The organism is Clavibacter rahimiani, assembly GCF_052654495.1.
This window is the reverse complement of sequence record NZ_CP199790.1, coordinates 2001447-2014319: the sequence shown is the minus strand read 5'-3', so window position 1 is coordinate 2014319 and position 12873 is coordinate 2001447. Positions and strand designations below refer to the sequence as shown.

Here is a 12873-nt window from a genome sequence, read left to right as displayed (position 1 = left end):
TCCAGCCCGTCGGCCGCGCCGCGGTCAGATCGCGTCGACGTAGACCCAGGATCCCGCGTGCCGGGCGAAGCGGCTCGCCTCGCGCTGGCTGCCGCGCCTCCCCTCGTGCCGGTACACGGCCTCGAACTCCACGACCCCGGTGCCGTCCTGCGGTCCGCCGAGCGAGGTCCGCACGATGGTGAGCCGGAACCAGCGGACGGCCGCGTCCAGCTCGAGCTCCGCCGGCCGGGTGGACGGGTGCCAGCTGCGCGCCAGGTACGCCGCGTCGCCACGCGCGTAGGCCGCGAAGCGGGATCGCATGAGCCGCTCGGCGGTGGGGGCCGGGGCGTCACCGCGGTGGAGTGGTCCGCAGCACGCGCCGTACGCGCTCCCGCTCGTGCAGGGGCACCACGCGTCGTCGTCGGGCGTCGACCACGGGGCGTCGGGGGAGAGGCGCGTCATCCCCCGAGCCTCCCATGGCGGAGGACCCGGAGCAGGATGGGGGAGCGGACGCGGACCCGTCCCCGACCCGAGGAGAGCACCATGACCGACGCCACCGACCTGCTCGTGGACGCCTACGGGCGCGTCGGCGGGATCGTGCACGACGCCGTCGACGGGCTCGACGCCGACGACCTCGCCTTCCGCCCGGATGCCGTGGCCAACTCCGTCGGCTGGCTCGTCTGGCACCTCGCCCGCGTCCAGGACGCCCAGGTCGCGGACGTCGCCGGCACCGACCAGACGTGGACGAGCGGCGGATGGGCCGAGCGGTTCGCCCTGCCCTTCGACGACGGCGCCACGGGCTACGGGCAGTCCCCGGAGGACGTGGCCGCGCTCGCGGGCACCGGCCCGGAGCTCCTCACGGGCTACCTCGACGCCGTCCAGGCGGCCACGCTGGCCTACCTCGCCGGCCTCGACGCCGGCGAGCTCGACCGCGTGGTCGACGAGCGCTGGACCCCCGTCGTCACCCTCGGCGCGCGCCTCGTGAGCGTCCTCGCGGACGACCTGCAGCACGCCGGCCAGGCGTCGTACCTCGCGGGCCTGATCGCGCGTCGACGCTGAAGCGCCCCGACCGGATCCGCCGCTCCCGCTCCCGCCGCCGGAGCGGGCCGCGCCGGATCAGCCGGGCAGCCCCGCCTCGATCGCCGCGATGACCTCCGGCGCGTCCGGCTCGACCGTGGGACGGAAGCGGTGGACGGCCCCCGACGGCGCGACCACGAACTTCTCGAAGTTCCACTTCACCCGCCCGGCCTTCCCGTCGGCGTCCGGCGTCTGCGTCAGCTCCGCGTAGACGGGGTGGGCGGACCGGCCGTTGACCTTGACCTTCTCCATCATCGGGAAGGTGACGCCCCAGGTGGTGGAGCAGTACTCGTCGATGGCCTCCGCGGATCCGAGCTCCTGCAGGAACTGGTTGCTCGGGAAGCCGATGACCGTGAAGCCGCGCCCCCCGTAGGTGCGCTGGAGCTGCTCGAGCTTCTCGTACTGCGGCGCGAGGCCGCAGCGCGAGGCGACGTTGACGACGAGCACGACCTTGTCGGCGTACGCGCCGAAGGTGGTGGCCTCGCCCTGGAGCGTGGTGAGCGGGATCGCGTCGAGCCGGGGATGCGTCATGGCCCGACCGTAGACCGCTCGGCTGACAGCGCCCGGCACGCGGCACCGACGCGCTCCCCGGACGCCGAGGAGGCCGGCTGCCTCTCGGCGACCGGCCTCCCGGCTGCGGACGGATCCGCGCGGCGTGACGCTAGTTGGCGAACTCCGTGACGGTCGCGTCGGCCGCGACCTTCGTGGCGCCCACGTCGACGCCGTGGTACGTGCGCAGCGTGTCGACGGTGTCCTGGATCTCGTCGTCCCGCTCGTCGTCGCTCCAGCCGAGCGCCTCCTGCAGCACGTCGGCGATCTCCGCGAGCATCTCGTGGGTCACGCCGCCGACGAACGCGAGGTTCGTGCGGCGCAGGACGACGTCGGCCAGGTGCACCGCGTCCTCGTGCGTGGCGAAGTACGCGATCTCGGCGCGCGTGAGCTGCGGGTCGGTCGCGAGCGGCGTCGAGGGCTGGCCCGAGAGCACGCCGATCACGCTCGTGGCGCGCGTGCCGTAGCGGTTGAGCAGCCGGTCGACCTGGTCGGTGCCGATGCCCTCCGCGCGGGCCGCCTGCGTGGCGATCCAGCGGGCGCGGGCGGTGCTGGAGGACGGGAAGTCCTTGCCGCCGCCGATGGGCATGCCCGTCGTGTCGACCGAGCGCTCGACGCCGAGGCGCGTGGTCGCCTCCGTCGAGAGGTGGGCGGACAGGGCGCGGAACGTCGTCCACTTGCCGCCGACGAGGCTCAGCACCTTCGCGTCGGGCAGGCCGGCGATCTCGGTCTCGACGATGCGGTAGTCGCGGGAGACGAAGCCGGGCGCCGTGTCCTCGTGCCGCGGCAGCGGGCGGATGCCCGAGTAGCGGTACACGATGTGGCCGCGGTTCAGCTCGATCTGCGGGAAGACGTGCTTGACGAGGTCGAAGAAGTAGTCGACCTCCTCCTCGGTGCACACGGCCGGCTCGCGCGGGTCGGCGTCGATGTCGGTCGTGCCGATGAGCACGCGGCCCTTCAGCGGGTAGATGAGGACGATGCGGCCGTCGTTGTTCTCGAAGAAGATCTCACGGCCCTTGGTGGCCTCGAGCAGCTCGGCGTTGTCGACGACGATGTGCGAGCCCTTGGTGCCGCCCATGAACTTCGTGTCGCCGCCCATGGCGTCGTTGGTGAGGTCGGTCCAGGGACCGGACGCGTTGACCACGACGTCCGCCGTCACGACGAACTCGGTGCCCGAGATCACGTCGCGCAGCTTCACGCCGCCGTCCTCGACGCCGACGGCCTCGAGGTAGTTGGCGCTCCGGGCGTGCTCGCCCGCGGCGAGGCCGTCCTTGAGGACGTCGAGCGCGAGGCGCTCCGGCTCGTGCACGGAGGCGTCGTAGTACGTGCCCGTGAACTTCACGTCCTTGTTGAGCGCGGGCATGTCCTCGCGGGCGGCCTTGCCGATGCGGAAGCGGTGTCGGGGGACCGAGCCGCCGTCGCGCGAGAAGGAGTCGTAGAGGGTCATGCCGACGCTGATGAGGAGCGCCCCGCGCTCCTTGGTCGAGCGCTGCTTGTGGGTGAGCATGCGCAGCGGCGCGTTGAGGATGCCGGAGAAGGCGGAGAAGATGGGCATCGTCGTCTGCAGCGGCTTCACGTAGTGGGGCGCGATGCGGATGAGGCCGTTGCGCTCCTCCACGGACTCGCGGACGAGCCGGAACTCGCCGTTCTCGAGGTAGCGGATGCCGCCGTGGATCATGTGCGAGCTGGCGGCCGAGGCGCCCGAGCCGTAGTCGGCGCGCTCGACGAGCACGACGTCGACGCCCTGGAGCGCCAGGTCCCGGAACGTCGCGATGCCGTTGATGCCGCCGCCGATGACGAGCACCTGCGCGCTCGGGCGGTCGTGGATGCGGGCGACGTTGTCCCGGAGGTCGGTCTTCTTCGACGTGGTCACGAGGAGGCTTCTTCCTGTTGTCCTGATGCGTGCGCTGGGCGCGTTCTCCGTCCATCATCCGCCCGCGAACGGATCTCGCGAAGCCCGTGCACGGATGTGCAACCATGACCGGATGGTCGACGGCATCGCGCACGAGCGCACCCAGGACGCGCTGCGGGCGGCGCACCTCTACTACATGCAGGACCTGACGATGGAGGCCATCGCGCGCGAGCTCGGCACGAGCCGGTCCTCGGTCTCGCGTCTCCTGTCCTTCGCCCGGGAGACGGGGCTCGTGGACATCCAGATCCGCTCGCCCCTGGATCTCGCGACCGTCCTGGGCGAGCAGCTGCACGAGCGCTACGGCGTGGTGGCGCACGTGGTGCCCGTGCCCGACCAGACCAGCGACGTCGACCGGGTCGACCGCGTCGCCCTCTCGGCTGCACGGATGCTCACCCAGTACGTGGACTCCAACATGGTCGTCGGCGTCGCGTGGGGCTCCACGGTGAGCGCCGTCAGCCGGTACCTCGTGCCGAAGCCCACGCACAACACCCTCGTGGTGCAGCTCAACGGCGCCGGCAACGTCCGGACCACGGGGATCATGTACGCGAGCGAGATCCTCCGTCGCTTCGGCCAGGCCTACGGCGCCACCGTGCAGCAGTTCCCGGTGCCCGCGTTCTTCGACGACCCCGCCACGAAGCTCGCCCTCTGGCGGGAGCGGAGCACGAAGCGCGTGCTCGAGCTGCAGGAGCGCATGGACATGGTGCTGTTCGGCGTGGGGTCGCCCGTGGCCCTCGTGCCGAGCCACGTCTACTCGGGCGGCTACCTCGAGCGGTCCGACCAGCGGGCGCTCGACGCGGACGGCGTCGTGGGCGACGTCTCCACCGTCTTCTTCCGGGAGGACGGGTCGTCGGCGGACATCGCGATCAACGCGCGGGCGAGCGGCCCGGACCTCGCCACGATCCGGAAGGCGCCCCGGCGCGTGTGCGTGGTCGCGGGCGCGTCGAAGGCGCGGAGCGTCCGCGGGGCCCTGGCGGCGGGGCTCGTCACGGACATCGTGCTCGACGAGGGGACGGCGCGAGCGCTGCTGCAGTGACGCCGCGCGGAGGGGGAGGGGGACGGTGGGCGATACCGGACTCGAACCGATGACCTCTTCCGTGTGAAGGAAGCGCGCTACCAACTGCGCCAATCGCCCGTGCTCGCACCGCGGACGGTGCGGATCCATGATGCCATACCGCGAGGGCGGCCACGGTCACCCGGGGCACGCGCGCGGCGGCCGGCCGTGCCCGCGGGCGCGACACGCCCGGGTCGACCCGCCGCGCGCGTCCACCCGATCCGCGTGAACACGGGGCAGCGGGCCCGTGAACGGGGCCATGCGCGCCCTCCGGCGGCCGTCGTTTTGCACCCGCGCCGGGAGATCGGCTAGAGTCATCGAGCACGCAGGGTCACCGGGAAGCCGGGGACAGCGTGCGGAATGCGGATGTGGCGCAGTGGTAGCGCATCACCTTGCCAAGGTGAGGGTCGCGAGTTCGAATCTCGTCATCCGCTCGAACAGGGGCCCCGAGAGGGGTCCCTTTCACAAGGTGGGAACCACCGGTGGTGGGGTGGCCGAGAGGCGAGGCAGCGGCCTGCAAAGCCGTCCACGCGGGTTCAAATCCCGTCCCCACCTCGAGCAAGTGCATGAGCGATTGGCGCAGCGGTAGCGCGCTTCCCTGACACGGAAGAGGTCGCTGGTTCGATCCCAGTATCGCTCACCACCCAGAAGGCCCCGGGCAACCGGGGCCTTCTGCTTTTCCCGGGCAGCCCGCGGTCGCCTCCGCTCGTCCGTCCGTGCCCGCATGCGCGCGCCTCCCGTCGAGGAGGCCCTCCCGCGCGCCGGTAGTCTGGATCGGTTCCGTCCCCGTCCCGCAAGGAGCCCTCAGTGGTAGACGCCGCCCAGCCCGAGATCCACGACGAGGCCGCGCCCGCGGAGACGACCGCGCAGCCGGTCGAGGCGACGGAGGCGGGCACGGGGTTCACGCTCTTCGCGGACCGCGCCGTCGTCGCGATGCGCATCGACGGGGAGCTCAAGGACCTCGCGGCCGATGTCGCGCCGGGCGACGTCGTCGAGCCCGTCCGCATCGACTCGCCCGACGGGCTCGCGATCCTCCGCCACTCGGCGGCGCACGTCATGGCGCAGGCCGTGCAGCAGATCAACCCGGAGGCGAAGCTCGGCATCGGGCCGCCCGTCACCGACGGCTTCTACTTCGACTTCGACGTCGCCGAGCCCTTCACGCCCGAGGACCTCAAGGCCATCTCCAAGAACATGGAGCGGATCATCCGCCAGGGGCAGCGGTTCACCCGCCGCGTGGTCTCCGAGGAGGAGGCGCGCGAGCTCATGGCCGGCGAGCCCTACAAGCTCGAGCTCATCGGACTCAAGGGCGGATCCTCCGAGGAGCTCGGCGAGGACGGCGAGTCCGTCGAGGTCGGCGGCGCCGAGCTCACGGTCTACGAGAACGTCGACGGCAAGACCGGCGAGGTCTTCTGGCGCGACCTGTGCCGCGGCCCGCACCTCCCGAGCACCCGCATGGTGGGCAACGGCTGGGCACTGTCGCGCGTCGCGGCCGCCTACTGGCGCGGATCCGAGAAGAACCCGCAGCTGCAGCGCATCTACGGCACGGCCTGGCCCACGAAGGACGAGCTGCGCGCATACCAGGGCCGCATCGAGGAGGCGCTGAAGCGCGACCACCGCCGCCTCGGCGCCGAGCTCGACCTCTTCTCGTTCCCGGACGAGATCGGCTCCGGCCTCGCGGTCTTCCACCCCAAGGGCGGCATCATCCGCCGCGAGATGGAGGACTACTCGCGCCGTCGGCACGAGACGGCCGGCTACGAGTTCGTCTACTCGCCGCACATCACGAAGTCGAACCTGTTCGAGACGAGCGGGCACCTCGACTTCTACAAGGACGGCATGTTCCCCGCCATGCACCTCGACGAGGCGCGGAACGACGAGGGCGAGATCACGCGCCAGGGCGCGGACTACTACCTCAAGCCCATGAACTGCCCGATGCACGTGCTGATCTACCGGTCACGTCAGCGCTCGTACCGCGAGCTGCCGCTGCGGCTGTTCGAGTTCGGCACGGTGTACCGCAACGAGAAGTCCGGCGTGATCCACGGCCTCACGCGCGTGCGCGGCATGACGCAGGACGACGCCCACATCTTCACGACGCGCGAGCGCATGGCGGACGAGCTGAAGGGCACGCTGGAGTTCGTGCTGTCGCTGCTGCGCGACTACGGCCTCGACGACTTCTACCTCGAGCTCTCCACGAAGGACCCGGAGAAGTTCGTCGGCTCCGACGAGGTCTGGGAGGAGGCGACCGAGACGCTCCGGCAGGTCGCGATCGACACCGGCCTCGAGCTCGTGCCGGACCCCGCGGGCGCCGCCTTCTACGGGCCGAAGATCTCCGTCCAGGCGCGGGACGCGATCGGGCGCACGTGGCAGATGTCCACGATCCAGCTCGACTTCAACCTGCCCGAGCGCTTCGGCCTGGAGTACACGGCCAACGACGGCACCCGCAAGCAGCCGGTCATGATCCACCGCGCGCTCTTCGGATCGATCGAGCGCTTCTTCGGCGTGCTCACGGAGCACTACGCGGGCGCGTTCCCCGTGTGGCTGTCGCCCGTGCAGGTCGTCGGCATCCCGGTGGCGGAGGACTACGAGGAGTACCTCGGCGGCGTCCTCGACCGCCTCCGCGCGGAGGGCGTCCGGGTGCAGCTCGACACGTCCGACGACCGGATGCCGAAGAAGATCCGCACCCACACCAAGCTGCGCGTACCGTACCAGCTCATCGCCGGCGAGGACGACCGCGCCGCGGGATCCGTGAGCTTCCGCTTCCGCGACGGCACGCAGGTCAACGGCGTGCCCTTCGACGAGGCCGTCGAGCGGATCACGGGTGCCATCGCGCGCCGCGAGCAGGTGGTGACCGCGTGGCCCGTCTGACCCTGTCGGACCACGAGTCCGGGGGAGACGACGAGCAGGGCGCGCCGCGCGTGGACGACCCCGGTCACCTCGCCGGCGTGCCGGACGAGTTCCAGCGCCTGTGGACCCCGCACCGCATGGTCTACATCCAGAAGGGGCAGCAGCCCGACCGCGACGACTGCCCGTTCTGCATCGCGCCGTCGATGTCGGACGAGGACGCGCTCATCGTCGCCCGCGGCGAGCACGCCTACGTGCTGCTGAACCTCTTCCCCTACAACAGCGGCCACCTGCTCGTCTGCCCGTACCGGCACATCGCGACCTACGACCTCGCGAGCCCGGAGGAGGTCGCCGAGATCGGCTCCCTCACGCAGACCGCCATGCGCGTCGTGCGCGAGGTGTCGCGGAACGACGGCTACAACATCGGCATGAACCAGGGACAGGTCGCGGGCGCGGGCATCGCCGAGCACCTGCACCAGCACATCGTGCCCCGGTGGGGGCAGGACGCGAACTTCCTGCCGATCATCGCCAAGACCAAGGCGCTGCCGCAGCTGCTGGGCGACGTCCGTGCATCCATCGCAGCAGCCTGGCCCGCCCCCGCGGGCGAATAGGATGGGACCACAATGACTGACACCAACACCCCCGGACAGGTCGGCTCGAGCCGCGTCAAGCGCGGACTCGCGGAGATGCTCAAGGGCGGCGTCATCATGGACGTCGTCAACGCCGAGCAGGCGCGCATCGCGGAGGACGCCGGAGCCGTCGCCGTCATGGCCCTCGAGCGCGTCCCCGCGGACATCCGCTCGCAGGGCGGCGTCGCCCGCATGAGCGACCCCGACCTCATCGACCAGATCAAGGCCGAGGTCTCCATCCCCGTCATGGCGAAGGCGCGCATCGGCCACTTCGTCGAGGCGCAGGTCCTGCAGTCCCTCGAGGTCGACTACATCGACGAGTCCGAGGTGCTGAGCCCGGCCGACTACGTGAACCACATCGACAAGTGGGGCTTCACCGTCCCGTTCGTCTGCGGCGCCACCACGCTCGGCGAGGCCCTCCGTCGCATCACCGAGGGCGCGGCCATGATCCGCTCCAAGGGCGAGGCCGGCACGGGCGACGTCTCCGAGGCCACCAAGCACATCCGCACCATCAAGTCCGAGATCCGCGCGCTCAGCGCCCTCACGCACGACGAGATCTACGTCGCCGCGAAGGAGCTGCAGGCGCCGTACGACCTGGTGCTCGAGGTCGCGAAGACGGGCCAGCTGCCCGTCGTCCTGTTCACCGCGGGCGGCGTGGCCACCCCGGCGGACGCGGCCATGATGATGCAGCTCGGCGCGGACGGCGTGTTCGTCGGATCCGGCATCTTCAAGTCCGGCAACCCGGTCGCGCGCGCGAAGGCCGTCGTCACGGCGACCGCGCTCTACCAGGACCCCGACGCGATCGCCCAGGCGTCGCGTGGGCTGGGCGAGGCCATGGTCGGGATCAACGTCGCCGACGTCCCGGCACCGCACCGCCTCGCCGAGCGTGGCTGGTAGCACCGGGGCTCCGCACGGCGACGGACCGTTCGTCGGCGTCCTCGCGCTCCAGGGGGACGTCCGCGAGCACGTCCGCGTCCTGGAGGGCTTCGGTGCCCGGACGCGGCTCGTCCGCCAGCCGAAGGACCTGCCGGGGTTGTCCGGCCTCGTGATCCCCGGTGGCGAGTCGACCGTGATGGACAAGCTGTCACGCCAGTTCGGGGTCGCGGAGCCGCTGCGCGCCGCGATCGACGACGGGCTGCCGGTCTACGGCACGTGCGCCGGGCTCATCATGCTGGCCGACGAGATCGTCGACGCGATCCACGGGCAGCGGAGCATCGGCGGCCTCGACGTGTCGGTCCGGCGGAACGCCTTCGGATCCCAGACGGCCTCGTTCGAGGTCGACCTCGACGTCCCGGCGATCGGCGATCCGCCGGTGCACGCCGTCTTCATCCGCGCCCCCGTGGTCGCGTCGGTGGGCGAGGCCGCGACGACGCTCGCCGCGCTCGACGACGGACGCGTGGTCGCGGTCCGGCAGGGCGCGCTGCTCGGCACGTCGTTCCACCCGGAGGTCACGGGCGACCTCCGCTTCCACCGCCTCTTCCTCGACATGGTCGAGGAGTCGGGCCGCACCCTCTGACCTCGCGGCCCCTCGGCGGGGCCGCCCGATGGTCCATCATGGACAGCGATCACACGCCGCGTTAGGAGAACCACCCGTGTCCGGACATTCCAAGTGGGCGACCACGAAGCACAAGAAGGCGATCATCGACTCGCGTCGCGCGAAGTCGTTCGCGAAGCTGATCAAGAACATCGAGGTCGCGGCGAAGATCGGCGGCGCCGACATGTCGGGCAACCCGACCCTCGTCGACGCGGTGCAGAAGGCCAAGAAGACCAGCGTCCCGAACGACAACATCGACCGCGCCGTCAAGCGCGGGGCCGGCCTGCTCGGCGAGGTCGTCGACTACCAGACGATCATCTACGAGGGCTACGCGGCCAACGGCGTCGCCATGCTCGTCGAGTGCCTCACGGACAACAAGAACCGCGCGGCCGCCGAGGTCCGCACCGCCATGAGCCGCAACGGCGGCACCATGGCCGACCCGGGCAGCGTCGCCTACAACTTCCACCGCAAGGGCGTCCTCGCGGTGCCGCACGCGGAGGCCCCCACGGAGGACGACGTCCTCGCGGCGGTCCTCGACGCGGGCGCGGAGGACGTCACCGACCACGGCGAGGTGTTCGAGATCCAGTGCGAGCCCGCCGACATGGTGGCCGTCCGCCAGGCGCTGCAGGAGGCGGGCATCGACTACGACTCCGCCGACGTGGAGTTCGTGCCGCAGGTCAAGGTCGAGGTCGACCTCGACACGGCGCGCAAGGTCAACAAGCTCGTCGACGCCATGGAGGACCTGGACGACGTGCAGAACATCTACATCAACAGCGACGTGCCCGCCGACGTGCAGGCCGCGCTGGACGACGAGGACGAGGAGTAGGTCCTCATCGCCGGGGCGCGGGGGAGCGGCGCGGGCGGCAGCGGCCCGTCCGTGCGGATCCTCGGGATCGACCCCGGCCTGACGCGCTGCGGCGTCGGGGTGGTCGACGTCTTCGCCGACCGCTCCGCGCGAATCGTCGACGTGCAGGTCGTCCGCACGAGCCCCACGGATGAGCTGCACCACCGGCTGATGGCCGTGGGCGACGGCATCGAGGAGCTGGTGGACCGGCACCGGCCGTCGGTCGTGGCCGTCGAGCGCGTGTTCGCGCAGGACAACCTCTCCACCGTCATGGGCGTGGCGCAGATCACGGGCGTGGCGCTGGTCGGCGCGGCACGGCGCGGGCTCGACGTGCGGATGCACACGCCGAGCGAGGTCAAGGCCGCCGTCACCGGCTACGGCCAGGCCGACAAGAAGCAGGTCGCGACCATGGTCGCGCGCATCCTGGGGCTCGACGAGCTGCCCTCTCCCGCCGACGCGTCGGACGCCCTGGCCCTCGCCATCTGCGCGGGGTGGCGCGCCGGGATCTCCCGCGCGGGCATCGCCGGGACGCCCGCCCCGGCTGTTCGCACGGCTGCTCCCGGCGTCGCTCCCGGGTCCCCGGCCGCCGCGGGTCCGACGGCCGCGCAGGCCGCGTGGATCGCCGCCGAGCGTGCGCAGCGGGGTCGGCGCTAGCTCATAGGGTGGGAGGCGTGATCTCCTCCCTCCGCGGCACCGTGCTGTCCGTCTCCGGTCAGACCCTCCTGCTGGAGGTGCACGGGGTGGGCTACGGCGTCTCCGTGACGCCCCGGCACGCGCTCGAGCTGCGGCACGGATCCGAGGCCACCGTCCTCACGTCCCTCGTGGTCCGCGAGGACTCGCTCACCCTCTTCGGCTTCCCGGGGCCGGACGAGCTGCGCGCCTTCGAGCTCCTCTGCGGCGTCACGGGCGTGGGACCCAAGTCGGCCCTCGCGGTGCTGGAGCACCTCGACCCCGAGGCCATGGCGCAGGCGGTCGCCGTCGAGGACGACGCTGCGTTCCGCCGCGTCTCCGGCATCGGGCCGAAGACGGCCAAGCTCATCGTGCTGCAGCTCGCGGGGAAGCTGGTCGTCACGCAGCGCGCACGGGCCACGACGTCCGCCGCCGCCTCCACCGTCACGGCCGACGTCGTCACGGCCCTCATCGGCCTCGGCTGGTCCGAGCGCGTGGCCCGCGTCGCCGTCGACGACGCGGCCGCCGCCGCGGCCGAGCAGGGCGCGCCGGCCGACATGGGGCGCCTGCTGCGCGTCGCGCTGGGGATGCTCGGACCGCAGCAGCCCGCGGGCCAGGCCCCGGCCGGCCAGGCGGCGGAGAGGTGACCGGCATCGCGCACGGCGACGCGGCGAGCCCCGTCCCCGAGTCCGACGCGGAGCTCGCGTTCGAGGGCGCGCTCCGGCCGCGCTCGCTCTCCGAGTTCGTCGGGCAGGTCAAGGTGCGGGGTCAGCTGGAGCTGCTCCTCACCGCCGCCGCCATGCAGAACCGCTCGCCCGACCACATCCTGCTCGCCGGCCCACCCGGGCTCGGCAAGACCACGCTCGCGATGATCGTCGCCGAGGAGAGCCGCCGGCCGCTGCGGCTGACGAGCGGACCGGCGATCCAGCACGCGGGCGACCTGGCCGCCGTGCTGTCCGCGCTCGTGCCGGGCGAGATCCTCTTCGTCGACGAGATCCACCGCATGGCGCGCTCCGCGGAGGAGATGCTGTACCTCGCGATGGAGGACTACCGCATCGACATCATGGTCGGGAAGGGCGCGGGCGCCACGTCCATCCCGCTCGAGCTCTCGCCGTTCACGCTCGTCGGCGCGACCACGCGCTCGGGCATGCTCCCGAGCCCGCTGCGCGACCGCTTCGGCTTCACCGCGCACCTCGAGTTCTACGAGACGCACGAGCTGGAGCAGGTGATCGAGCGGGCCGCCCGGATGCTGCACCTGGAGATCGAGCACGAGGCCGTCGCGGAGATCGCGGGCCGCTGCCGGGGGACGCCGCGCATCGCCAACCGCCTGCTCCGTCGGGTGCGCGACTACGCGCTCGTGCACGGGACGGAGGCGGACCTCGCGTCCGTCCGGGCCGCGCTGGAGCTCTACGACGTGGACCCCCTCGGCCTCGACCGCCTCGACCGCGCCGTCATGCGGGGCATCCTCACGCGCTTCGGCGGCGGGCCCGTCGGGCTCAACACGCTCGCGGTGTCGGTGGGGGAGGAGGCGGAGACGATTGAGTCGGTCGTCGAGCCGTTCCTCGTGCGCATCGGGCTCGTGACGCGCACTCCGCGGGGGAGGGTGGCGACGCCCGCCGCGTGGCGGCACTTCGGCCTGGAGGCACCCGCCGCGCCCGGCTCCGCGGCGCGCGCGTCCGGGGCTCCGGGAGCACCGGGGACCGCCGAGGCCCTCCGGGGCGATGGCCTATGATTCAAGCTGGCCTCCCGCGGAACGTCGCCGGTTCGTCGTGTCCGTCACCCCCCAGAACC

13 protein-coding genes and 4 tRNA genes are annotated in these 12873 nt (G+C 71.9%); 13 read left to right on the top strand and 4 right to left on the bottom strand.

From position 1 onward, the window contains the following. Positions 1-24: 24 nt before the first annotated feature. Positions 25-441, bottom strand: coding sequence for a YchJ family protein (locus ACT7CP_RS09575; protein ID WP_445442032.1), 417 nt, complete (start codon positions 439-441; stop codon positions 25-27). Positions 442-522: 81 nt separating this feature from the next. Here ACT7CP_RS09575 and ACT7CP_RS09570 point away from each other — a divergent pair, with 81 nt between their 5' ends. Beyond that, positions 523-1038 (top strand): mycothiol transferase, encoded by a 516-nt coding sequence (locus tag ACT7CP_RS09570; protein WP_445442031.1) that lies wholly within the window; start codon positions 523-525, stop codon positions 1036-1038. A 57-nt stretch (positions 1039-1095) separates the two neighbouring features. On the opposite strand, the gene ACT7CP_RS09565 is transcribed toward ACT7CP_RS09570, so the two are convergent. Further along, positions 1096-1587 (bottom strand): glutathione peroxidase, encoded by a 492-nt coding sequence (locus tag ACT7CP_RS09565; protein WP_445442030.1) that lies wholly within the window; start codon positions 1585-1587, stop codon positions 1096-1098. A 130-nt stretch (positions 1588-1717) separates the two neighbouring features. Next, complete coding sequence (locus ACT7CP_RS09560; RefSeq protein ID WP_445442029.1) at positions 1718-3478, bottom strand: glycerol-3-phosphate dehydrogenase/oxidase; 1761 nt, start codon at positions 3476-3478, stop codon at positions 1718-1720. 112 nt (positions 3479-3590) lie between these two features. Between ACT7CP_RS09560 and ACT7CP_RS09555 the strand changes: the two genes are divergently transcribed. Next, positions 3591-4550, top strand: coding sequence for a sugar-binding transcriptional regulator (locus tag ACT7CP_RS09555; protein WP_445442028.1), 960 nt, complete (start codon positions 3591-3593; stop codon positions 4548-4550). Positions 4551-4576: 26 nt separating this feature from the next. Here ACT7CP_RS09555 and ACT7CP_RS09550 read toward each other — a convergent pair. Further along, a tRNA-Val gene (locus tag ACT7CP_RS09550) sits at positions 4577-4649 on the bottom strand. Positions 4650-4930: 281 nt separating this feature from the next. Here ACT7CP_RS09550 and ACT7CP_RS09545 point away from each other — a divergent pair. From ACT7CP_RS09545 to ruvB, 11 genes are all read left to right on the top strand, one after another. Beyond that, positions 4931-5002 (top strand) — tRNA-Gly (locus ACT7CP_RS09545). A 50-nt stretch (positions 5003-5052) separates the two neighbouring features. Then, positions 5053-5123 (top strand) — tRNA-Cys (locus ACT7CP_RS09540). A gap of 13 nt (positions 5124-5136) precedes the next feature. After that, a tRNA-Val gene (locus tag ACT7CP_RS09535) sits at positions 5137-5211 on the top strand. Positions 5212-5375: 164 nt separating this feature from the next. After that, a complete protein-coding gene (gene thrS / locus ACT7CP_RS09530; RefSeq protein ID WP_445442027.1) occupies positions 5376-7430 on the top strand; it encodes a threonine--tRNA ligase in 2055 nt (684 codons plus the stop codon). 50 nt (positions 7431-7480) lie between these two features. Next, a complete protein-coding gene (locus ACT7CP_RS09525) occupies positions 7481-8017 on the top strand; it encodes an HIT family protein (RefSeq protein ID WP_307507640.1) in 537 nt (178 codons plus the stop codon). Positions 8018-8029: 12 nt separating this feature from the next. Continuing rightward, positions 8030-8932: a pyridoxal 5'-phosphate synthase lyase subunit PdxS gene (gene pdxS / locus ACT7CP_RS09520; RefSeq protein WP_307500881.1), complete on the top strand. Its 903-nt coding sequence runs from the start codon at positions 8030-8032 to the stop codon at positions 8930-8932. Beyond that, entirely contained in the window at positions 8922-9551 is a 630-nt protein-coding gene (gene pdxT, locus ACT7CP_RS09515; protein WP_445442026.1) for a pyridoxal 5'-phosphate synthase glutaminase subunit PdxT, read from the top strand. Before pdxS ends, pdxT begins: the two co-directional genes overlap by 11 nt. Before the next feature lie 76 nt (positions 9552-9627). Further along, positions 9628-10395 carry a YebC/PmpR family DNA-binding transcriptional regulator gene (locus ACT7CP_RS09510; RefSeq protein ID WP_445442025.1) on the top strand — a complete coding sequence of 256 codons (768 nt, stop codon included), beginning with the start codon at positions 9628-9630 and terminating at the stop codon, positions 10393-10395. A gap of 51 nt (positions 10396-10446) precedes the next feature. Further along, positions 10447-11067, top strand: a complete 621-nt coding sequence (gene ruvC / locus ACT7CP_RS09505) for a crossover junction endodeoxyribonuclease RuvC (RefSeq protein WP_445442024.1) — start codon at positions 10447-10449, stop codon at positions 11065-11067. Positions 11068-11084: 17 nt separating this feature from the next. Further along, positions 11085-11729 (top strand): Holliday junction branch migration protein RuvA, encoded by a 645-nt coding sequence (gene ruvA, locus ACT7CP_RS09500; protein WP_445442023.1) that lies wholly within the window; start codon positions 11085-11087, stop codon positions 11727-11729. Continuing rightward, complete coding sequence (gene ruvB / locus ACT7CP_RS09495; protein ID WP_445442022.1) at positions 11726-12814, top strand: Holliday junction branch migration DNA helicase RuvB; 1089 nt, start codon at positions 11726-11728, stop codon at positions 12812-12814. The genes ruvA and ruvB overlap by 4 nt, the downstream gene beginning before the upstream one ends. Positions 12815-12873 lie beyond the last annotated feature (59 nt).